The sequence below is a fragment of the Nocardia sp. GP40 genome (genome assembly GCF_050434125.1).
GTDB classification, from domain to species: domain Bacteria; phylum Actinomycetota; class Actinomycetes; order Mycobacteriales; family Mycobacteriaceae; genus Nocardia; species Nocardia albiluteola.
The window spans coordinates 52,486-70,189 of record NZ_JBNPVW010000020.1 but is presented as its reverse complement, the minus strand read 5'-3'; the positions used below and the strand labels follow the sequence as shown (position 1 = coordinate 70,189).

The following is a 17,704-nucleotide window of genomic DNA, read 5'->3' as shown; positions in this document are numbered from 1 at the left end:
GCTCAGGATGGGTCAGTCAGCGAAATTGCCTGCGAGGCCGAAGAATTCGGCGATGACGTCCGCAGCGACCAAGTCGCGTGTGCTGGGGCCGAACAGCCACCGCGGTGGTCGATGACGCAGATTGGGAATGACATGGCCGCCTCCGGCGATCGCGAAGAACCTGACCGCCGCATCGGCGGTCGCTGGGTAGTCGTAGCAGGTCGCGCCCGCGCATGGCCCGTCGCGGCGCGGTAGCACAACAGCGGTCGGCAACACGGTCGCCGGGGTGGCCAGCCGGACATCGCAGGCGTAAGCGAGTTCGGCACCACCGCCGATCGCGTAGCGATCAACCGCTGCAATGGTGGGCATCGGGAGCCGGGCGATGCGGTCGAACAGCCTGCTGTTGATGCCCCGCAAGGCCTCTTTGTGGCCACGCGCACGCGGCTCGGCGATGTCGGCGCCCCCGGCGAACACCCCGCCCGCACCCGTCAGTATCAGAAATCGCGGCTGGCGTTCGAGAAGATCGCACACCTTGTGCAATTCGCCGATCATCGCTGCGTTGAGCGCGTTGCGGGCGTCGGGCCGGTTGAGGGTCACGATGATGCGGTCATCGCATTCGTCGACGATGAGAGTGTTCACACGCCCTCCACGAGCAGCGACACACCCTGGCCGACGCCGACGCACAGCGTCGCCAAACCGAGGCGGGCTTGTTCGCGTTCGAGACGCCCGAGCAAGGTGACCACCAACCGGGCACCGGAGCAGCCGAGCGGATGCCCGAGCGCGATCGCGCCGCCGTCGGCGTTGACACGCTCCGGGTCGAGCTTCAGTCGCCGTATCACCGCAAGGCTCTGCGCAGCGAATGCCTCGTTCAGTTCGACTGCGTCGAGATCATCGACGCGCAGTCCGGTGCGATCCAACAGCTTCTCGGTGGCAGGGACCGGGCCCAGCCCCATCACGTTCGGAGCAACACCAGCGCTGGCGCTGGCGACGACGCGGGCGCGCGGGGTCAGGCCATGACGCACGACGGCATCCTCGCTCGCGAGCACCAGAGCTGCGGCTCCGTCAGAAAGCGGTGAGGAGGAGCCGGCGGTGACGATGCCGTCCTTACGGAACACCGGCCGCAGTGTTGGGCCGCTATCAGATCAAGCCCCCGGCGCCGTTCACGCCGGGCGTTGATATCGCCGGGGTCGTGATCGAAACCGGGCCGAACTGCACCCGGTTCGCAGTCGGTGACCGCGTGCACGGCCTGGCACCCCTCGGCGGATTCGCCGATGGACGCCGGACCTCTGGATGTCGTAAAGGAGTTGGCCGATGAACGGATGGAATTACACCGAACGTGGCAGCGGGCGGCCGTTGGTCCTGTTGCACGGCGGCGGTTCCTCCGCACGGGCGTGGCTGCCGACCATGGACCGGCTCGCTGCGCAGCGGCGCGTGATTGCGCTGGACTTTCCCGGCTTCGGTGAGACATCTGCGGTGCGCGGGTCGGTCTTCGCGATGGACTGGGCGATGCACGAGCTTGCCACCGAGCTGACGCGGCACGGAATCGAGGAGCCGGTCGACATCGCGGGAAACTCGATGGGTGGCTGGTTCGGGCTTGAGGCCGCCCAGCGCGGGATGGCGCGGTCCGTGGTTGCGATTTCCCCAGCCGGACTGTGGGCCCGCGGCATGCCGTCGCGGATCCAAATCCAGTTCGCACGAGCCGCGTGTGGAGCATGGATCGGTAACACCCCGCCGCTGCGCTACCTGCTACACGTGCCGGCGAGCCGCAAACGGGCCCTGTCCGTTTCGCTCGCGCACGCCGACCGGATGCCCGCGGGTGATGCGATCAGGAAGCTGCAAGACCTCACCCGAGCGGTGCCCACTCTGCTGCGGATGTTGGGCGTGGTCCGCCGGACCCGGTTCGAGGGTGGGCAACACCTGACCATCCCGATCACCGTCGCATTCGGCACATTGGACCGCATGGTCCTCCCCGGCGACAGCCAGTTCCGCGACCAGCTGCCCACCCACACCCGCTGGCTGGAACTACCCGACGTCGGCCACACGCCCATGGGAGACGCACCTGACCTCATCGCCGACACCATCCTTACGGGTACGGAGATCGGCATGTGACCAGGCGCGCCGCGCGGCCAGAAGACACTACGCCGATTCCCCAAGGTGTCGGGCCGCCACCAAATCAAGGCATCGACCGGATTAAGTCTAGTGCTGCTGAAAGGCAGCAGCCACGCCGCCTATGAAATCCTCGATGTCGAACGAAACCGTCCACTCGAATCGATACCAACCGCACCCGATTCGAGGCATTGAGCTCGTAGGGCAAGCTCGTATCGCCGATCATGGTGCGTTATAGCCGCGGCGACGCGCCGCACGCGATCCAACGAGCGGCTGCCCGCGACAAGCAGGCCGCCGGAGGGTCATCGTTGTCTATGGTAAATCGCTGCTGCTGCGAGAACACGAATTCGGGCGTGGTCGTTGTCGGTTTCGGGATGCGTGCAGAGAGCGGGTTGGTGGCTGTACTTACTGATTCGGGTCCGGCCGCAGGATGGCCGGGCCGTACCAGTGGCACACCAGCAGTGCGAGTTCGACGTCGAGCCGGTCTCCGGCGAGCGGTCGCCCGCGTCGTGCGACGGCGCGTCCGATTCGGTATCTGACGGAGTTGGAGTGCAGATTCAGCTCGGTGGCGGCGGCTTTGTAGCTCCGTCCGGTGCGCAAGAATACCCGCAGGGTGTCGCGGAGGCGTTCGTCGTTCTCGTTGTCGCAGGCCAGGCCGCCGAGTACTTCACCCACCCAGACGCGGGTCTCCGCGAGGTTGCAGCCCAGCAATGCCGCGGTAGTCAGCCCGGGGTCGTCGGCGGCGACGACGCTCGGGGTGGGCAGCCTGCGCGCCAGGGCGACGGCGCGGGCGCGTTGAGCGCTCTGGTGGGTGTAGCGGAAGCCGTCGATGCCCGCGGCGGGGGTGCCGATCGCGATGTCCGGGGCATCGGGTCGGGTGGTCACAAATCTCCGTATGTCGGTGATCGCGCCGTTGGGCGCGGTCCGGTACGGCAGCCAGGCCCAGGAGCTGACTTGGTCCGCGGTGACGACCAGCGGGTTCGACGAGGTAGCGGCCTTGTCGCCCAGTTCGCGAACGAACCGCTGCAGGCGCGATGTCGCATAGCTGTCGGTCTCGGTGTCCGGGTACCACAGTATGAGCGCGAGGTGGTGCCAGCGGAGCGGGTACCGGATCGCCTTGGTGACCGCGTCGACGTCTATGGCTTTGCGGCTGGCCAGCACTTCGCGTGCCCGCATCTCGCGGATGCTGTTCTGGCTTTCCAACCAATGTTCGCGCTCGTCGTTGTAGATGGCCAAGATCTGTTCGGTGATGTTGTCGATGTAGTCGAACAGTGTGCGACTGACGCGTTCGACCACATTGATCCGCTCCGTCGGGGGGATGGCCATTCTGCGCAGCTCAGCGAACACCAGCTCGGTCATGCGCCGCTCCCCGAGCCGGTACGCGCGGCCCAAGGCATTGGCTGGCACCCCTTGCTGGGCCAACCGCCTGGTGTAATCCACCACAGCGGGCGCAACCTGGATGTCAGCGACGGGCAGGCCATAGTGCTGGGCGTGCAAGCCGGTGGCGACGTTGGCTTCGACGCTGGCGCCAAGCAGGTCGCCGGTGAGGGGATCACCCCGCAGATCGGCGATGTCGTCTTCGATGGCGGTGCGGATGGCCGCGCTGACGTCGGTCACCCGTTCGTTCATCCGGGCGGCTATCGCCGCGATCAAGCGATCTGCATCGAAATCGTCGTGACGTGCCCTAGTCACGTTTTCACCCCTAATCTCTGGCCCACCGCCAGTGGAGGTTTTCGATCCGCTTGTTCTCCAGTGACAAAGATCGCCGTGCGCTTCATCATCGCGCGACAGCGACCCAGCCGCTGCCCACTTCTACCGTTGGGGCTCCACAACTGCACCACTGCCCCGAGGACCGTTTATGAACTTCTCCGCACTTCCGGATCTGCGGGCGGCGACGAACCCGCATGCGCCTGCGCTCACTGACGACGACACCGACCTGGACAACACAGCATTCCTCGCCGCCGTCCAGCGGGCCGCGGCCACCCTGCGCGCGCACGGAGTAATAGCCGGTGACGTGGTCGGAGTCATGCTACCCAATACAGCTGCCCACGTCGTATCCCTTTTCGCCGCCTGGCGATTGGGTGCCGCTGTCAACCCCATCGACCCAGCACTGCCCGTCGAAGAAGCCGGCTACCACATGGCCTGCGCGGGCGCCAAGGTCTTGATTGCCGCGCACGCACCCGGCTGCGGCTTTCCGGTCCACGCCGTTGTATCCGCTGACAGGCTTACCGCGGCAGAGCCGGACACCGCCGCGCCAGCGCGGGCCGACGACGACACGCCGGCACTACTTACCCACACCTGTGGCGCCGCCGGCAATCCGAACGGTATGACGCTCGACCACCTGAAGCTCAACGCCCTATGCCGATTGGCGATCGAGATATTCGCCCTCACCGACACCGACCACAGCCTATCGATCCTACCGCTGTTCAATGTCAGAGGAATCGCGATGGGCACCTTGTCACCATTGCTCGCCGGTGGCCGCGCCACCATCGCCGGCCCATTCAATCCCACAACGTTCTTCGACCGGATCGAGTGCAGCTGTGCCACCTATTTCTCCGCGGTCCCAACCATGTACACGCAGCTATCCGCTCTGCCCGCCGATACGCAGCCGAACACCTCATCGGTGCGATTCGCCGTCTGCGGTGCAGCGCGAGCCAGCCTCGAAGTGCGGACCACATTCGAACGCCGCTACCGCATACCGATCATTCACGACCATGGACTGGCCGAGGTTCCGGCACATTGTTTGTGACTTCGTCCAATAGGTTGTCGAGAGCCGCTTTCGCGATCGGCTCGTGGCGCCGCGATGCTCGACCAGGACACCGTCGGCTCGGACCTGCTGCGTTACGCCGACGCGACCGGGGTTGACGTAGACGCGTTGGCCGACCTCGATTCCTTCGGCATCGGCGCCGACGGCATCGACGATGCCTGCCGGATCGAGGCCGAAGATTGCCGGCAGAGTCGGCAATGGGCGGTACGGGAACCACTCGCTCCAACTCCTGAGCACATTGGCCAGGTTGGGTACGACGTTGCACGCTTGAACCGCGACCCGAACCTCGGCCCGGCCCGGTTCGTGTACGGGCAGTTCCTCGATCACCAACGGTCCGCCCATTGTACTTTCCCGCGCAGGTGCCGAAACCCTCGCCGGACGCGCGCGGGTGTAAGCCGTTGCGGGGCAGCGGGTTTCCCCCAAGGGCGGCGCGGATCCTCGGTGAGGTCGCGGGTGGGGCGGAGCTGGGTGCGGGCGGCGAGCAGCAGCCAGGTCCACCGGTCGGCCAGGGCTCCGGCGTTCTGGTGATGTGAGGGTTTGACCTGGGGTTTCCGGCGTGTCGTTGAGGGCGGGCACAGCGACGGCCGGAGATGATCGTGGTTCCTACACCCGGATCGTCTGAAAGCTGTTGCTGTGCACGTGGTCTCATCTTCTCCTGTCAACGATGTCCGTGTCGACCCGGGTGACGCCGGGGGTGGGGTCGCCGATGACGGTGTCGCCCCGGTAGTGGTTCCTGCGGGGTTGCTGGAGGTGCTGCAGCAGGTGGCTGATCCGCGGCGCAAGCAGGGCCGCAGGTTCAGTGTGGCGGCGATTGTGCTGGTGGCGCTGGCCGCGACACTGGCCGGGGCGCGGTCGTTCACCGCGATCGGGGAATGGGCCGCCGACGCCCCGGCCCCGGCGCTGGCCTGCCTCGGGGTCGCAGGGAAACCGCCGAGCGAGAAGACGATCCGCCGCCTGCTGCAACGCCTGGATGCCGATGCGCTGGATGCGGCGATTGGGGCGTGGATGTGGCTGCGCACCAAGACTATCGGAGGATTCACGGTGATCGCTTTCGATGGCAAGACGCTCGAGGGTGCCCGCGGCGCTACTGGTGCGATGGTGCATCTGCTGGCCGGGATCTGCCAGGTGACCGGGGTGATCGTGGCCCAGATCGGCGTCGACGGCAAGACCAGTGAGACGCCGACGCTGCGGGATCTGCTGCGCTGATTGACGATCGCTGGGTGCGTGACCACCGCCGATGCCGCGCTTACCTGCCGTGAGACCGCACAGCTGATCACCGATTCCGGCGCCCACTACGTACTGTGCGTCAAGGGTAGTCAGAAGACTCTTCGGGCACGCTGTAAAGCATTGCCCTGGAAGGATATTCCAGTGCTCGACCGGTCGTCGGGAAAACCAGCGCACGGCCGGTTGGAGACCCGTACCCTGCAAGCCACCGAGATCGACTCGGGTATCGGGTTTCCCGGCGCGAGAACGCCGAGGCCCTGCCCATGCCCTTGGACAGGTCGATCAGGTTCGTCAGGGTGCGGCCGAGCCGGTCGAGCTTGGTGACCACCAGTTGGTCGCCGGGCCGGTTCGCGACGAGCAGCGCCTTGTCGAGTTCGGGGCGGGAGGCGAGTTTGCCCGAGGCCTTGTCGAGGAAGATCTGCTCGCAGCCGGCCGCGGTGAGCGCGTCGCGCTGGGCGTCGGGGTTCTGGTCGGTGGTGGACACGCGCCCGTAGCCGATTCGCATGCGCCGCAGCGTATCGGTAACCCCCGACAGGTTGACGTTGCCGCGTACACGGGAACCTTTACGGATCAGTCCTGCGGAAACCCGCTGCCGCTCAGAGTGTCTCGGAAGCGTTCGTTGACGAGACACATGCCGCCGGGTGAGCGGGCTATTACAGACAGGAGCATGAGGCGAGTAGGTGGTTCCGGCGTTGCTCATGAAATGGATCCGCTTCACCACTGACTGGATACCCGCGTGATCGTCAGGCACGGGCGGCGCATCAACCGACACTTGGGGGTCAGAGATCGAGCACACTCTCGCGCTGCCCAACGTGAGTCGTGCGGGATAGTCGAGCGCGCTACTCAAAGATGGGAACCCACCGATGGCACGCGAGGATGTACATCGTGCAAGAGAATGACCGAACCGAGGCGTACATGGCCGAGGACCGCAAGAACATGACCGAACCGGCGCGCGTCTTTCTGGACAGATGGCTGGCCGGCATGGGAAGTGCGCTGCAGCAGTGGCGCCGTTCCTACCTGCCTGCGGACTTTCCTTTCGACTTCACCCTCGACTCCCTGGACGCGCTGGAACCGATCGTACTCGCGCGCTACCCGGACGAGGCCGCCATCGGCATCGAGGACAACGCGGAGTTCACCACCGGTACGGTGCGATACATCGGTGAAGTCCTGTTGCGTGTCGCGCCGACCCGATGGGGTTATCAGGATCGTGCAGGTGACGACCTCAACCCCTACAACCGCACCCCGGTCATCCGCTCCAACACCCCGGCAGAATTCACGACAGGTGTGGTCCCGGAATTCTATCTGCGTCAACTGGTCCGAGACCGAGAACGGGGCACCCTGCAGAAATCTGCCACCCCGCTGCGGGCCGCCTGCCGGGAAGCCGAGCGCGCAGACCCACCCACCACGCGCGACGCAGTCCCCGACTGGTGTGAATTCTTCACACTCGACGAGTACAACAGGTTCGCCGCAGCGGTGGACTCCGCCTTGGCGGCGTTCGGTGCCGACGGCCAGGATATCGACGCCGGCTACGTCAGCTTGGCTGCGGGCGATCCGGATCCCGACGTGCATGATTTCGACATCGACGGACTGGCCGACCAGTGCCGAGCAAGCGATATCGAAGACTGGTCGACTCTCTGCTTCTCCGTGATCGACGATTACGTCACAGGACAACCGCAACGGGACTGGCTCACCGCAGTCACTTTCACCCAAGTCGAGGATCTGCTGGAACCGTGGCTCGCCGATGAGCCCGAGCTGTTGTTCGTACCCGGACCCGACGATCGGGAGCAACCCTTCTCGATCCGGCTCGAAGATGGCAGATACCTCCACTTTCTCGCCACGGTCCCGGAACTGGAGGGAATTCCAGAAATCACGACGTTCGTCCCCAACTCCGCGGTGCGGGCATGGGACATCCCTGTTGAGAAGCTCGTGCAGTGGGGGACTCGGCACCTCTGAGCCGAGCCGGCACGCGTAGATCGCCGCATCACGCAACATTTCGGTAGGTAACCGGATCGCCGAATATCGCCGCCGATTGCGGTGCCGCGCTCGGCGTAGCGTCGGCAGCCCGAGTCATCCCCTGCCGCGTGGACGCCCGCAGCACCTCGTGATCGGCGCCACTTGGCATCGCGAAAACACCGCCTCTATCCGCTGCGAGTCACACCCCAGGCGGACGGCTTGATGTCATACCGGCGTAGGTCCACCGACCACACTCGCGAAGGCATCACCGTCACGCACGACCCGATCGAACCGTCAACCCGCTCTGGACGAGCCGTATCAGCTCGACGACGACACCGGAGCCGGTCCATCCGGGCCTGGTGCGTGTGGTGCCGCGGTCTTGCTGGATTGGCCAGGATCGGGTCCTATCGCGTCGGGTAGGACAACTTTGAATCCACAGTCCCGGGTGTACAGTCAAAATCCTTTGTGTGACTGTCGATCTTAGGGGCGTGTTCGTGCGGTCATGGCGACGTTGTTTGGATGCGGCAGGGATACGGGAAGACACGGCGCGCGCCGACTATTCAACTGCGGCACGGTATCTCCAGCGCAGACATTTCGAGGTCAGGGTGCCACTGCGGGTCTTGGCTCCGCCGCCCAGTCAGCCGCACATGTTCGCGGCGATAGCGATCGCTCGCTACACCGACGACCTCTGCGACCACGGCCCTGTCGGAGCGCGGACACAGCAGTTCGAGGAATGGGCCGCCCAGCTAGGGACGGCGCTGGATACCGGCAGCTCGGAGCACCCGCTGATACGTGCATATGTGCACTCCACCGATCTGCTGAACCAGTCCCGCGAGTGGCTCGACGCGTACATGGCAGGAACCCGTATCGACCTGGAGTTCCCCGGATTCGTTCAGGAAGCGGACTACCAGCGTTACATCGATACAGTTGCGCTGCCGTCTTTCATGTTCGGTCTCGGGGCGGTCCCGGATATGGTCCTGGAGCAATCGTTCACATCCTCCCTCCGCTTGCTCACGGACGGGGCGCAGCGGACCGACATCCTCACCGACTTGTTCGAGGACCTACGGAACGGGCGGCTGTATCTGCCGGTCTCCGACCTCGACCGGCACGGCGTGACGCGAACGGACCTGGAGCAGGGACAGGACACCCTGGGTGTGCGGGCGTTGCTGTCAGCCACAGCCAGTTCCGCGCGGGCCGCACTCGTGGAAAGCGAACGGATCCTCGGTGACATCGCCCCCGACTACCGCCCGGCGTATCGTTTTCTGCTCGGCGTGTTCCACAAGCGTCTGGACGACGTCGCGACTCGTGGGGCCGCCATCCTTCGCCGTCCCTATCACGACAGTAAGATGGTGTCCCTGTCCCTGATGGTGCGTTCCCGTCGTATGGGTGCATCGACAAAAGACTCATGTTGGTCGGGGCGCCCATAACAACCGGGTCCGCAGCGGCGATCCGCTGCGCGGTCGTTGATCACCTCTCACCGAGTGTCTCTCACTCGATGAGAGGTTCCCGTTGGCTCGAGCCGCAGAATAGCGGCGCGCTCGGACTGATTCGTCTAGTGCGCCGGGAGTACGTCAGAACCGAGGATCTGATCGGTTGCAGTAGGCCCGTGGGGTCCAAGTCCGCCGGATTCGGCGCTAGCGCGATCCGGCGGATTTGCTCCTCGACCCCCGAGAAGGACATGGCTGAGACCGACGACCAGCCCGTGGTGAGACTTGTCGTGCATTGCCGCCGTTGTCGCGGCTGGCTGGGCCGCCGACCCGGTCAGGCACGCCGTCATCGCCGTAGCCATCGACTGGGCACGGATCGGGCGATCGGACCCCGTCCCCGAACCCGTGCTCATCGATCTCACGATGCCGAGGTTGCGGGAAGCCCACCCGGAACTCGACGTGACCGAGGACGCGGTCCGCGTGGCGATCACGGCCGCGCGCACACCCCCGCAGGGGTCAGGCCGGGCGTCGGCATTGCGGACCCACTATCCCGACAACGGTATCCGCACGTACCGGCCGTTCGACTACCTCGTCGCCGCCGACGACGGACAAGACGGCCACACCCCACAACCCATCCCCGACTCCTTCTGGCGCAAAGCAACCCGCGACACCAACTCCGACATCCTGGCAGAGGTCGGGGCTACCGCTTATCTCCGCAAGAACTTCTCCACCGCGAACACACTATGGCGGGAGGCTGCCAACGTCGGGCACGTCGAGGCGATGCACTACATCGGGATCCTGCTCTTAGAGCGGGGTGACGGTGCGGCGGCAGAGCACTGGTGGCGGGAATCTGCCGATGCCGGACACCCCGGCGCGATGCGCGACCTCGGTCGCCTGCTGCTCATAAAAAGGCGGGGTGACCATACGGAGGGACAGGTGTGGTTGCGGAAGGCTGCCGACGCCGGGTGCAGGGGCTGATGCCGATGCGTCGCCCCTATGCCCGGCAAGACGGTCACCCGCCGGATGGGCTGGCTCGCGCTGCAGCCCGGGACGCGGCTGACGTTGTGCCGCAAGGTCATGGGCCGCCACAAGGACGAGCCGCTGGTGCGGATCGTCGACGTCGAGGTCCTGGACGTGCGGCGCGAACGCCTGGACCTCATCACCCCCGAAGAGGTTCGCGCCGAAGGATTCCCGGCCATGACGCCCGCGCAGTTCATCGACTTCTTCTGCCGCAGCCACACCGGTTGCGGGCCGGACAGCACCGTCACCCGCATCCAGTGGCGCTACCTCGGAGAGGCTCGGCATGCCGGGGTGGCAGTGGAATGGTCGGGACCGTGAGACATGGGCCGGTGAGCCGGTAGCTGCACCGATCATCAAACCCGTTGTCCCAGCGGCTGAATAAGCCTCCTGTATGCGTTCCCGAGGCACTCACACCTGTCCGACAATCCGGCAACCCTCGCCCGACTCTTCCGACAAGGCCGGACGGGGCTTCCCGGGCGCCGTGACAGGCCCGGTCCATGTCGCACAGAGCCAGCGCTGATGGCCCATCGAACTGTCCAGTACCAGGTGGTCGGCAGTCCGGCCTCCGTCGAGGTCGGCGAGGGGAATCGGGGCCACCGCCTGGCAGTTCCGGCCGGTGACCCGCCAGGTCCCGTCTGGCATTTGGTCCCCGCTCGCGCTGGCGCACTTGAACGAGGGCACCAGGCCGGGGCTGTCAGCCGAAGCCAGGGGGGCCACCCCCAGGGGCAGGCCGCACGAAAGTGCGAAAACAGCGAGACCGCGATGTGGGGAAAACATGACGAAACCTCCGTGGAAAGATCCGGCGGGCTTGCCGCATGGCGGACTGCCGCCGGACGCACGCGGACGTGGGCCCGGCGGCGATTGTCGTCGCATCCGAACTGATGTGCGCCCTGGGTCAGCGCGCACCACGGGGTATTCGGTCTCGGAGCCCGCTTGGGATGGGTCCGCGACTACCGGTCGAACAATTCGGGGGCTTCACGCAGGGCGTGACGACCGCTGCTTTCCTCGACCCAGCGCAGGGGCAGGCCCGGGATCTCCTCGGTGGTCTCCCAGAGGTCCGCACGAAGCGCGTCCAGGGTGAAAAACAGTGCTTCGGTAGACCCATAGCGGTCGGTGAGCTCGCGTAGCAGCTGCTCGGTCGGTGACTGCGGTTCCATGCTTCGGCTGCCCCTGTCGGTGTGATCGGTCGAATCAGCGCGTCAACTATCGATGCAATTCGTTGCGCGGTACGGCCGAGATCGCCGATCGCGGAGGGTTACCAGTCGTCGACCCTCGCCGGAGGTGATCACGCCGAGGCTGCGGGCCGTGGTGTCCGGTGCCGGTGTTCGCACTGTCCAGTCCAGGGTCCGGGGCGCCGGGGCTGGGTGCCTACAGCTTGTCGGCGAGACGCGCTCTCCGGTCGCGCTTGGCCTGTTCAGCGCGCATGGCGTTGCGGTCGTCGTGGGCCAGCAGCAGGCCCACGACGGCTTTTTCCAGGCTGGTCCAGCCGCGATCGGGCAGTTTGGTCCCGGTGTCGTACCAGGCGACCCAGCGGCCCCGCCCACCACCGATGCGGGTTTCGCGCGCCACCCGGCCCAGGAAGGTGCCGTCACGGTCGGTGACCCTCCGCACGCCGGACTCGTCGGGGCGGCTGATGTCGACCAGCTCCCGCACCGACTCCGCACCCGATGACTTCATACGCTGCGCCCAGCTCGTCCGGCGACGCCGCGCGGTCTTCGCCGCCGACCGTGCTGCCGCGGCCGGAGCCTGTGATGTCTCGGCGGCCGGGCTGGCTGCGGCGGGGGTGTGGGTGAGCAGCTGGTCGTACACGGCCACCTGGGGGAGAGGTCTGGTGTCTTCGGGCAGGTCGGCCAGCACCGTGGCGAGCGGGTCACGCTCGGCCGTGTCCGGGTCGCTGTCGGTTTCCGCTGGGGCTGATGTGGGTTTGGGCAAGTAGGCGTAGACGGTGTCTCGGGAGATGTGGAAGTCTTCGGCGAGCTGGGTTTTCGAGACACCGGCGGCGGCGCGGGCGCGCAGCTGCTCGGCCTGCTCGTCGGTGAGGGCGGGTCTGCGGCCCTTGTAGACGCCGCGTTCCTTGGCTTTGGCGATGCCGGCGAGCCGACGCTCCTTGATCAAGGCACGCTCGAATTGCGCGATAGCGCCGATGATGTCGAGCATCAGCTGGGCGACGTGGTCGGACTTGCCCGGCCGGAAGGTCAGGCCCTCCTTGATGAACGCCACGGTGATGCCACGCCCGGTCATGCCCGCGACCAGGCCACGCAGGTCGCCGAGGTCGCGGGCGAGGCGGTCCATCGAGTCGACCATCACCGTGTCGCCCTCGCGGATGTACTCCAGCATCCGGGTCAGCTCGGGCCGGTTGGTGTCCTTGCCGGACATGCGGTCGGTGAAGGTCTTGTCGAGTTTCTGCCCATCGAGCTGACGGACGGTGTTCTGGTCAGTCGAGCTGACCCGGATATAACCGACGACGTCCATAATGGCTGACCTCTCCCGAATCTGTCGGTCTGGACTCTTAAAGTCCAGTCGACAACACTCGGAAAGTGTCGGAAAATTCGATATCGGACCTCATTCCGACAGACATCAGCCCAGGTCGCCTCAGTGGCCAATCTGCTGGTTTGGGGTGTACCCCAAACGGACGCAACTTCAACAGGCCCAGTACCCGATTGGGTCGTTCCGTTCCCGTCACCCCGGCGGGCGACAGGCAAGCCCTCGGCAGCGATGCCGGGTCCGGGGTTGGCTGAATTCTGTTCTGGCTCGGCTTGATTCGATGGCTTCGGCTGGCAGGTCGGGCCGTGTGGGGATCGGTCCCGTCCCGACCACCCGCCTGGGCCGGGGTTGCCGTCAACGTGCCCGCCGGAGCCGTGTGAGATGACCGCCGAAAGCGACTGGGATGTGAAAGAAATCGGCGGCTATCAGTTGGTCGGTGTGCGTCATGGCCGGGGCGCGGCGGCTGGTGCACACGCCGGTAGGCGGTACCTAAGTGCGACAGATTCCGGGGGGTTCGGATCTCCATAACGTAGTGCTCACAACGCAGCAAGCACTACGAAGGAGAAGGCAATGAGCGACGTGAACGAGCTGGTCGAGGGCTACCTGGCGGCCTGGAACGCCACCGAGCCGCAGGCGCGCAAGGCACTGGTTGCCAGTGTGTTCGCCGAGGATGCCGGCTACACCGATCCGTTGGTCGCGGTCGCCGGGCATGCCGGTCTGGAGGCCACCATCGCCGCGGTGCAGGGGCAGTTCCCGGGGTTGGAGTTCAGCCTCGGCGGACCGGTCGACGCCCACCACGACATCGCGCGGTTCACCTGGCACCTCGGACGCCCCGGCGGTGAGCCGCTGATTATCGGATTCGACGTCGCGGTGATCGGCGCGGACGGCCGGATCACCCAGGTGCTCGGATTCCTGGACAAGGTGCCCGCGGGCGCCTGAGCCAGTGACCCGGGTCCGCCGGTGGCCACCGCGACGACAGTGGTGGCCACCGGACCGGCGATCACGGGCAGCACTTCTGCCCACTCGAAATCCGCTGCGGCACTTCGCCGCTCATCACCACACCACATGCCTATCAAGGAGGATGCCATGACGGCATACATCATCGCCCATGTTCACAGCACGAATTTCGGCCCGGAGATTGTCGAGTACCTCCGCCGAGTCGATGCCACGCTGGAGCCGTTCGCCGGAGTCTTCCGCACCCACGGAAACCCGAGTGCCGACACAATCGAAGGAGACTGGAAGGGCGACCTGATCATTATCGAGTTCCCCACCATCGAAGCGGCCCGCGGTTGGTACGAATCCCCGGCGTACCTGGAGATCCGCAACCTGCGTACAGACAACACCACCGCCGACCTGATTCTGTTCGAGAGTCTGCCCGCGGGATACCGTGCCGACTCCGCATTGGCCTACCTGCTGCCGGAACAAGACTGACCTACACCCGTCCGACACCCGGCGGGCCTGGTGCGAGCTGATGGCCGCCTCCGCTGCCCGCGGCGTCGCGGTGCAGCGGATCCGCGTGGTCAGCGAGCCGCACAGCGACTACGTGCGGTGGCTGCCTGGCAGCTCACAGACGTGGTGACGGCACCGCTCGCCGGCCCGGCCTAGCGGAGCGCGCGATGCAGGCCGGAGAACAGTAGCGGCGCGTCGGATGAGCGTCGCGAGCAAGCACGGCCCGGCAGACAGGGCATTCACGGCGAATGGCTTCCGCAGCAGCTGCCGGTCCCTGCTGCCTGGGCGCCACTGGCGCTCACCCACCCGAGTATTTCGAGCGCAGATCTCGAGACTGCCCGGCGGCCGGATCACCGCCACCGCCGCGCGGTGGGCGTGCCTGTCTCGAAACCAAGGTTTCAAGACAGGCGGTTAGTCGCGGGCTGCATCAGTGGAGCGGTTCGGGCGAACATGCCTCATCCGGAGCGGTCTTCGTGGGCGCATTCGGTCACGACGGCGAGCACCTGCCGAAGTTTCCCCAGTCCGAGGGCGGCGGCGGGATCACCCATCTCGCGGATGATCCGGCCAAGAGTTTCGGCCGCCTGCGTAATGCGGTTCATCTGATCGACTTCGCACCGTGTTGCCAAGGCGTGGATCCAGAACTGCGCTTCTCCGAGGTCGTCGAAGAACTGTCGAACGCCGTCGTCGTCGAGCGTCAACATGAGTCCGCCACCGTTGACGGTGACTCCGGATCGTCGGCTGATTGCTCGGACCAGGTGACGGATGGTGTTGTCGTAGGCCGTCGACTTCTGGTCGCGGCACCAACGGATCGCTTCATTTCGGATCTGTCGACGATCGGTCAAGAAAGCACCTAACTGCGTCATCAGCGCGCCGAGCAAGACGCCGATCAACCCAACAACAGCCGCCGTCATCCGTTTGCCTCGGCCGTGGCGCGGGGAATGCGTATCTCGGTTGGCTCCACAGGCGGATAGCCTGCCGCACAACTGATCTGCCCGCACAGGAGAACTGCATACATCACCTGGTCTGTCGGTGACGCTCGACAACGTTCACTTATCGGTGGTTAGAAATAGAACGTCTGTTCGAGTGAATCGAGGCGTAAAAACGGCTGTCGAACGCCGGATCTGGTGTCCTCGGCGACGAGCTGACCGGAGGCAGGCCCGTGCGGGCCAGTGACGAGAAAAGTCACGCTTAGCGGCTGGTTCGGCAGACCGATCGTTATTGTTCGGCGGATTCGGTGGAACTGCGAGCACTGTTGTGGCGCTGGTGGTTTCATGTCCGGCTGTGCGTGATGAGGGCGTGGGCGAGTACGGCCGGTTCCCAGCGTTGTCGCGGGTGGAGCTGGAACGGTTCTTCCATCTGGACGACGAGGATCGCAAGCTGATCGCCGACCGCCGACGCGACTACAACAAGCTCGGATTCGCGGTGCAGTTAGTGACGGTGCGGTACCTGGGAATGTTCCTGCCGGATCCGGTCGACGTCCCGGCCGAGGTGGTCGAGTATTTGGCCGCGCAGCTCAAGATCGCGGATCCGTCGTGTGTGACGTCCTACCTCGACCGCAAGCCCACACAGTACGAGCACCAGGACGAGATCATCCACGCCTACGACCTGACGCCCTTCGCCGAGGTGGGGGCGGAGCTGGTGGCGTGGATCGCCGATCAGGCGTGGATGACCGGCGACGGTCCGAAGGCGCTGCTGACGGGCGCCGTGGCCTGGCTACGGGAACGCATGGGTGAGCAGAAGAACCGCATGCTGAGCGGTGATCTCTACCGCTGTGATGATCCTGAACTCGTCGCTGAACGTCTGCGCTGTCAGCAGCTACTCGACAAGTTCAACGCCACCGTTGCCGGTGAGGATCTGCAACGCCGCAGTATCCTCGCGGATCTGCTCGGCGACATCGGCGAGGGTTCCTGGGTCATGCCGCGCTTTCAATGCGACTACGGCCATCTAATCCGACTGGGCCGCAATAGCTTTCTCAACTACGACTGCATCGCCATGGACGGCGCTCCGATCACCATCGGTGACGATGTATCCATCGGCCCTCGCTCCCAGATCCTTACCGCTCTGCACCCCATGACCGACCACGAACTCAGGCGCAACCGATGGGAAACCGCCGCACCCGTCGCGATCGGCAATAACGTCTGGCTCGGTGCTGGTGTCATCGTCTGCCCCGGTGTCACCATCGCCGCGAACACCGTTGTTGGCGCGGGCAGCATCGTGACCCCGGATCTTCCAGAGAAGGTCTTCGCCGCGGGCAATCCGGCGCGCGTGATCAAACCCCTCTAGCCGAAGGGGCCGAGGCACAACCCACGACTACGAGGAGCAGCTGAATGGCGATCACCCAAGAGGGCTCGAACATCATCATCCGCAACTCAGACGGCGAGATTCTGCTGTTCCTGCGCGACGACAAGCCCGAGATACCATGCCCCAACATGTGGGCGCTGCTGGGCGGCGTGCGGGAACCCGGCGAAACGCCGCTCGAGAACGTGATCCGCGAAATCAAAGAGGAAATCGGCGTGGTCCTGGACCCCGCCGAGGTCGAGCACCATTGCACGCGCGAACGTCACTGGGGCCTGCTCGAACACACCTTCCGAACCCGCCTTGACCTCGATCTGAACGAAACCGTGCTGACCGAGGGGCAAGAGCTGCGCTGGTTCAGCGAGGCCGACATAGCGGCCACCGTCCTGGGGTTCGAAGAGAACGAAATGCTGTCCGACTACTTCGCCCAGATCCGAGGCGATCAGCAGCCGGCCAACTGATCGAGGAGCACTGACCGGGCCCGCGGATTCTGGGGCCCGGTCAGTCGTGTCATGTGACGACAGGTCTTAGTTGTCACCAGCCGTGGCCGCCGACCATGGTATTCGGTGAGTATTGCCGGCGACAGTCGCAGGCGAGGTCCTCGACGCGACGCGACCAGCAGGTCAACGACGGTTGGACACACACGAACGCCATGCCGCGGTCGGCGGCCAGCTGGCCCAGTACTCGCCACCGGTGCCCGGTTGGTTCGCACGCCACCGTCACACCGGTGAAACCCGCTACGGCGGCCTGCTGGCCTGCCCAGTCCAACGCGGCACCCAGATCCCAGGCACGGCATCGGAATGTTTTGCATGCCAGCACTTTCGAGTCGTGATCGGTCACCACGACCATCTGTTTGCGATCAACCAGATCGATACCGACGATAGCGTTATCGACCGGGACCAGCGCCCGCAACCGCACCAAACGTGCGTTTCGGTTGCGATCACCCCGCGACAAGCCACTCGTGTTACCCACGAACGTCTTCCTCCTGCGATGGGACACC

Annotated in this window: 20 protein-coding genes and 2 pseudogenes; 13 read left to right on the top strand and 9 right to left on the bottom strand. The window is 65.5% G+C overall.

The features are described 5' to 3' along the window. Positions 1-12: 12 nt before the first annotated feature. Together ABH933_RS40435 and ABH933_RS40430 are read right to left on the bottom strand one after the other, a co-directional pair. The gene (locus ABH933_RS40435; RefSeq protein WP_429427162.1) at positions 13-618 is read right to left on the bottom strand and encodes an enoyl-CoA hydratase/isomerase family protein; all 606 of its coding nucleotides are present in this window, start codon (positions 616-618) and stop codon (positions 13-15) included. After that, positions 615-1,103, bottom strand: a pseudogene (locus tag ABH933_RS40430) (thiolase family protein); the annotation flags it as partial. The pseudogene ABH933_RS40430 and the gene ABH933_RS40435, both read right to left, overlap by 4 nt. Between ABH933_RS40430 and ABH933_RS40425 the strand changes: the two are divergent. Next, positions 1,103-1,294, top strand: coding sequence for an alcohol dehydrogenase catalytic domain-containing protein (locus ABH933_RS40425; protein ID WP_429427164.1), 192 nt, complete (start codon positions 1,103-1,105; stop codon positions 1,292-1,294). The pseudogene ABH933_RS40430 and the gene ABH933_RS40425 sit on opposite strands and share 1 nt — an antisense overlap. After that, positions 1,291-2,088: an alpha/beta fold hydrolase gene (locus ABH933_RS40420; RefSeq protein WP_429427166.1), complete on the top strand. Its 798-nt coding sequence runs from the start codon at positions 1,291-1,293 to the stop codon at positions 2,086-2,088. Before ABH933_RS40425 ends, ABH933_RS40420 begins: the two co-directional genes overlap by 4 nt. Positions 2,089-2,490: 402 nt before the next feature. Here the strand turns inward: ABH933_RS40420 and ABH933_RS40415 are convergent, their stop codons facing one another. After that, the gene (locus ABH933_RS40415) at positions 2,491-3,777 is read right to left on the bottom strand and encodes a PucR family transcriptional regulator (RefSeq protein ID WP_429427168.1); all 1,287 of its coding nucleotides are present in this window, start codon (positions 3,775-3,777) and stop codon (positions 2,491-2,493) included. A gap of 166 nt (positions 3,778-3,943) precedes the next feature. Here ABH933_RS40415 and ABH933_RS40410 point away from each other — a divergent pair. Then, positions 3,944-4,813, top strand: a pseudogene (locus ABH933_RS40410) (class I adenylate-forming enzyme family protein); the annotation flags it as partial. Here ABH933_RS40410 and ABH933_RS40405 read toward each other — a convergent pair. Beyond that, positions 4,703-5,194 (bottom strand): alcohol dehydrogenase catalytic domain-containing protein, encoded by a 492-nt coding sequence (locus tag ABH933_RS40405; RefSeq protein ID WP_429455257.1) that lies wholly within the window; start codon positions 5,192-5,194, stop codon positions 4,703-4,705. The pseudogene ABH933_RS40410 and the gene ABH933_RS40405 overlap by 111 nt on opposite strands. 291 nt (positions 5,195-5,485) lie before the next feature. On the opposite strand from ABH933_RS40405, the gene ABH933_RS40400 reads away from it, so the two are divergent. Continuing rightward, positions 5,486-6,058 carry a transposase family protein gene (locus ABH933_RS40400; RefSeq protein ID WP_429427172.1) on the top strand — a complete coding sequence of 191 codons (573 nt, stop codon included), beginning with the start codon at positions 5,486-5,488 and terminating at the stop codon, positions 6,056-6,058. Positions 6,059-6,158: 100 nt separating this feature from the next. Here the strand turns inward: ABH933_RS40400 and ABH933_RS40395 are convergent, their stop codons facing one another. Next, entirely contained in the window at positions 6,159-6,827 is a 669-nt protein-coding gene (locus ABH933_RS40395) for a recombinase family protein (protein ID WP_429427174.1), read from the bottom strand. 134 nt (positions 6,828-6,961) lie between these two features. Between ABH933_RS40395 and ABH933_RS40390 the strand changes: the two genes are divergently transcribed. The 4 genes from ABH933_RS40390 (at position 6,962) to ABH933_RS40375 (ending at position 10,794) form a co-directional block, all read left to right on the top strand. Next, positions 6,962-8,029 (top strand): hypothetical protein, encoded by a 1,068-nt coding sequence (locus tag ABH933_RS40390; RefSeq protein WP_429427176.1) that lies wholly within the window; start codon positions 6,962-6,964, stop codon positions 8,027-8,029. 467 nt (positions 8,030-8,496) lie between these two features. Continuing rightward, positions 8,497-9,456: a squalene/phytoene synthase family protein gene (locus ABH933_RS40385; RefSeq protein WP_429427178.1), complete on the top strand. Its 960-nt coding sequence runs from the start codon at positions 8,497-8,499 to the stop codon at positions 9,454-9,456. A gap of 285 nt (positions 9,457-9,741) precedes the next feature. Continuing rightward, a complete protein-coding gene (locus tag ABH933_RS40380; RefSeq protein ID WP_429427180.1) occupies positions 9,742-10,434 on the top strand; it encodes a tetratricopeptide repeat protein in 693 nt (230 codons plus the stop codon). A gap of 18 nt (positions 10,435-10,452) precedes the next feature. Then, positions 10,453-10,794, top strand: a complete 342-nt coding sequence (locus ABH933_RS40375; protein WP_429427182.1) for a hypothetical protein — start codon at positions 10,453-10,455, stop codon at positions 10,792-10,794. A 632-nt stretch (positions 10,795-11,426) separates the two neighbouring features. Here ABH933_RS40375 and ABH933_RS40370 read toward each other — a convergent pair. Next, entirely contained in the window at positions 11,427-11,633 is a 207-nt protein-coding gene (locus ABH933_RS40370) for a hypothetical protein (protein WP_429427184.1), read from the bottom strand. Positions 11,634-11,844: 211 nt separating this feature from the next. Beyond that, positions 11,845-12,948, bottom strand: coding sequence for a recombinase family protein (locus ABH933_RS40365; RefSeq protein ID WP_429427186.1), 1,104 nt, complete (start codon positions 12,946-12,948; stop codon positions 11,845-11,847). A 582-nt stretch (positions 12,949-13,530) separates the two neighbouring features. Between ABH933_RS40365 and ABH933_RS40360 the strand changes: the two genes are divergently transcribed. The 3 genes from ABH933_RS40360 to ABH933_RS40350 all read left to right on the top strand — a co-directional run bounded on the left by ABH933_RS40360 (position 13,531) and on the right by ABH933_RS40350 (position 14,539). Then, positions 13,531-13,899: a nuclear transport factor 2 family protein gene (locus ABH933_RS40360; protein WP_429427188.1), complete on the top strand. Its 369-nt coding sequence runs from the start codon at positions 13,531-13,533 to the stop codon at positions 13,897-13,899. 147 nt (positions 13,900-14,046) lie between these two features. Beyond that, positions 14,047-14,391 (top strand): DUF1330 domain-containing protein, encoded by a 345-nt coding sequence (locus ABH933_RS40355; protein ID WP_245402138.1) that lies wholly within the window; start codon positions 14,047-14,049, stop codon positions 14,389-14,391. Beyond that, positions 14,348-14,539: a DUF6879 family protein gene (locus ABH933_RS40350; protein ID WP_429427190.1), complete on the top strand. Its 192-nt coding sequence runs from the start codon at positions 14,348-14,350 to the stop codon at positions 14,537-14,539. The genes ABH933_RS40355 and ABH933_RS40350 overlap by 44 nt, the downstream gene beginning before the upstream one ends. Positions 14,540-14,864: 325 nt before the next feature. On the opposite strand, the gene ABH933_RS40345 is transcribed toward ABH933_RS40350, so the two are convergent. Further along, the gene (locus ABH933_RS40345) at positions 14,865-15,320 is read right to left on the bottom strand and encodes a hypothetical protein (protein WP_429427192.1); all 456 of its coding nucleotides are present in this window, start codon (positions 15,318-15,320) and stop codon (positions 14,865-14,867) included. Positions 15,321-15,690: 370 nt separating this feature from the next. Here ABH933_RS40345 and ABH933_RS40340 point away from each other — a divergent pair, with 370 nt between their 5' ends. After that, positions 15,691-16,692: a DUF4158 domain-containing protein gene (locus ABH933_RS40340; RefSeq protein WP_429427194.1), complete on the top strand. Its 1,002-nt coding sequence runs from the start codon at positions 15,691-15,693 to the stop codon at positions 16,690-16,692. A 44-nt stretch (positions 16,693-16,736) separates the two neighbouring features. Beyond that, the gene (locus tag ABH933_RS40335; protein WP_429427196.1) at positions 16,737-17,165 is read left to right on the top strand and encodes an NUDIX hydrolase; all 429 of its coding nucleotides are present in this window, start codon (positions 16,737-16,739) and stop codon (positions 17,163-17,165) included. Between the two features lie 73 nt (positions 17,166-17,238). Here the strand turns inward: ABH933_RS40335 and ABH933_RS40330 are convergent, their stop codons facing one another. Further along, the gene (locus tag ABH933_RS40330) at positions 17,239-17,676 is read right to left on the bottom strand and encodes a hypothetical protein (protein WP_429427198.1); all 438 of its coding nucleotides are present in this window, start codon (positions 17,674-17,676) and stop codon (positions 17,239-17,241) included. Positions 17,677-17,704 lie beyond the last annotated feature (28 nt).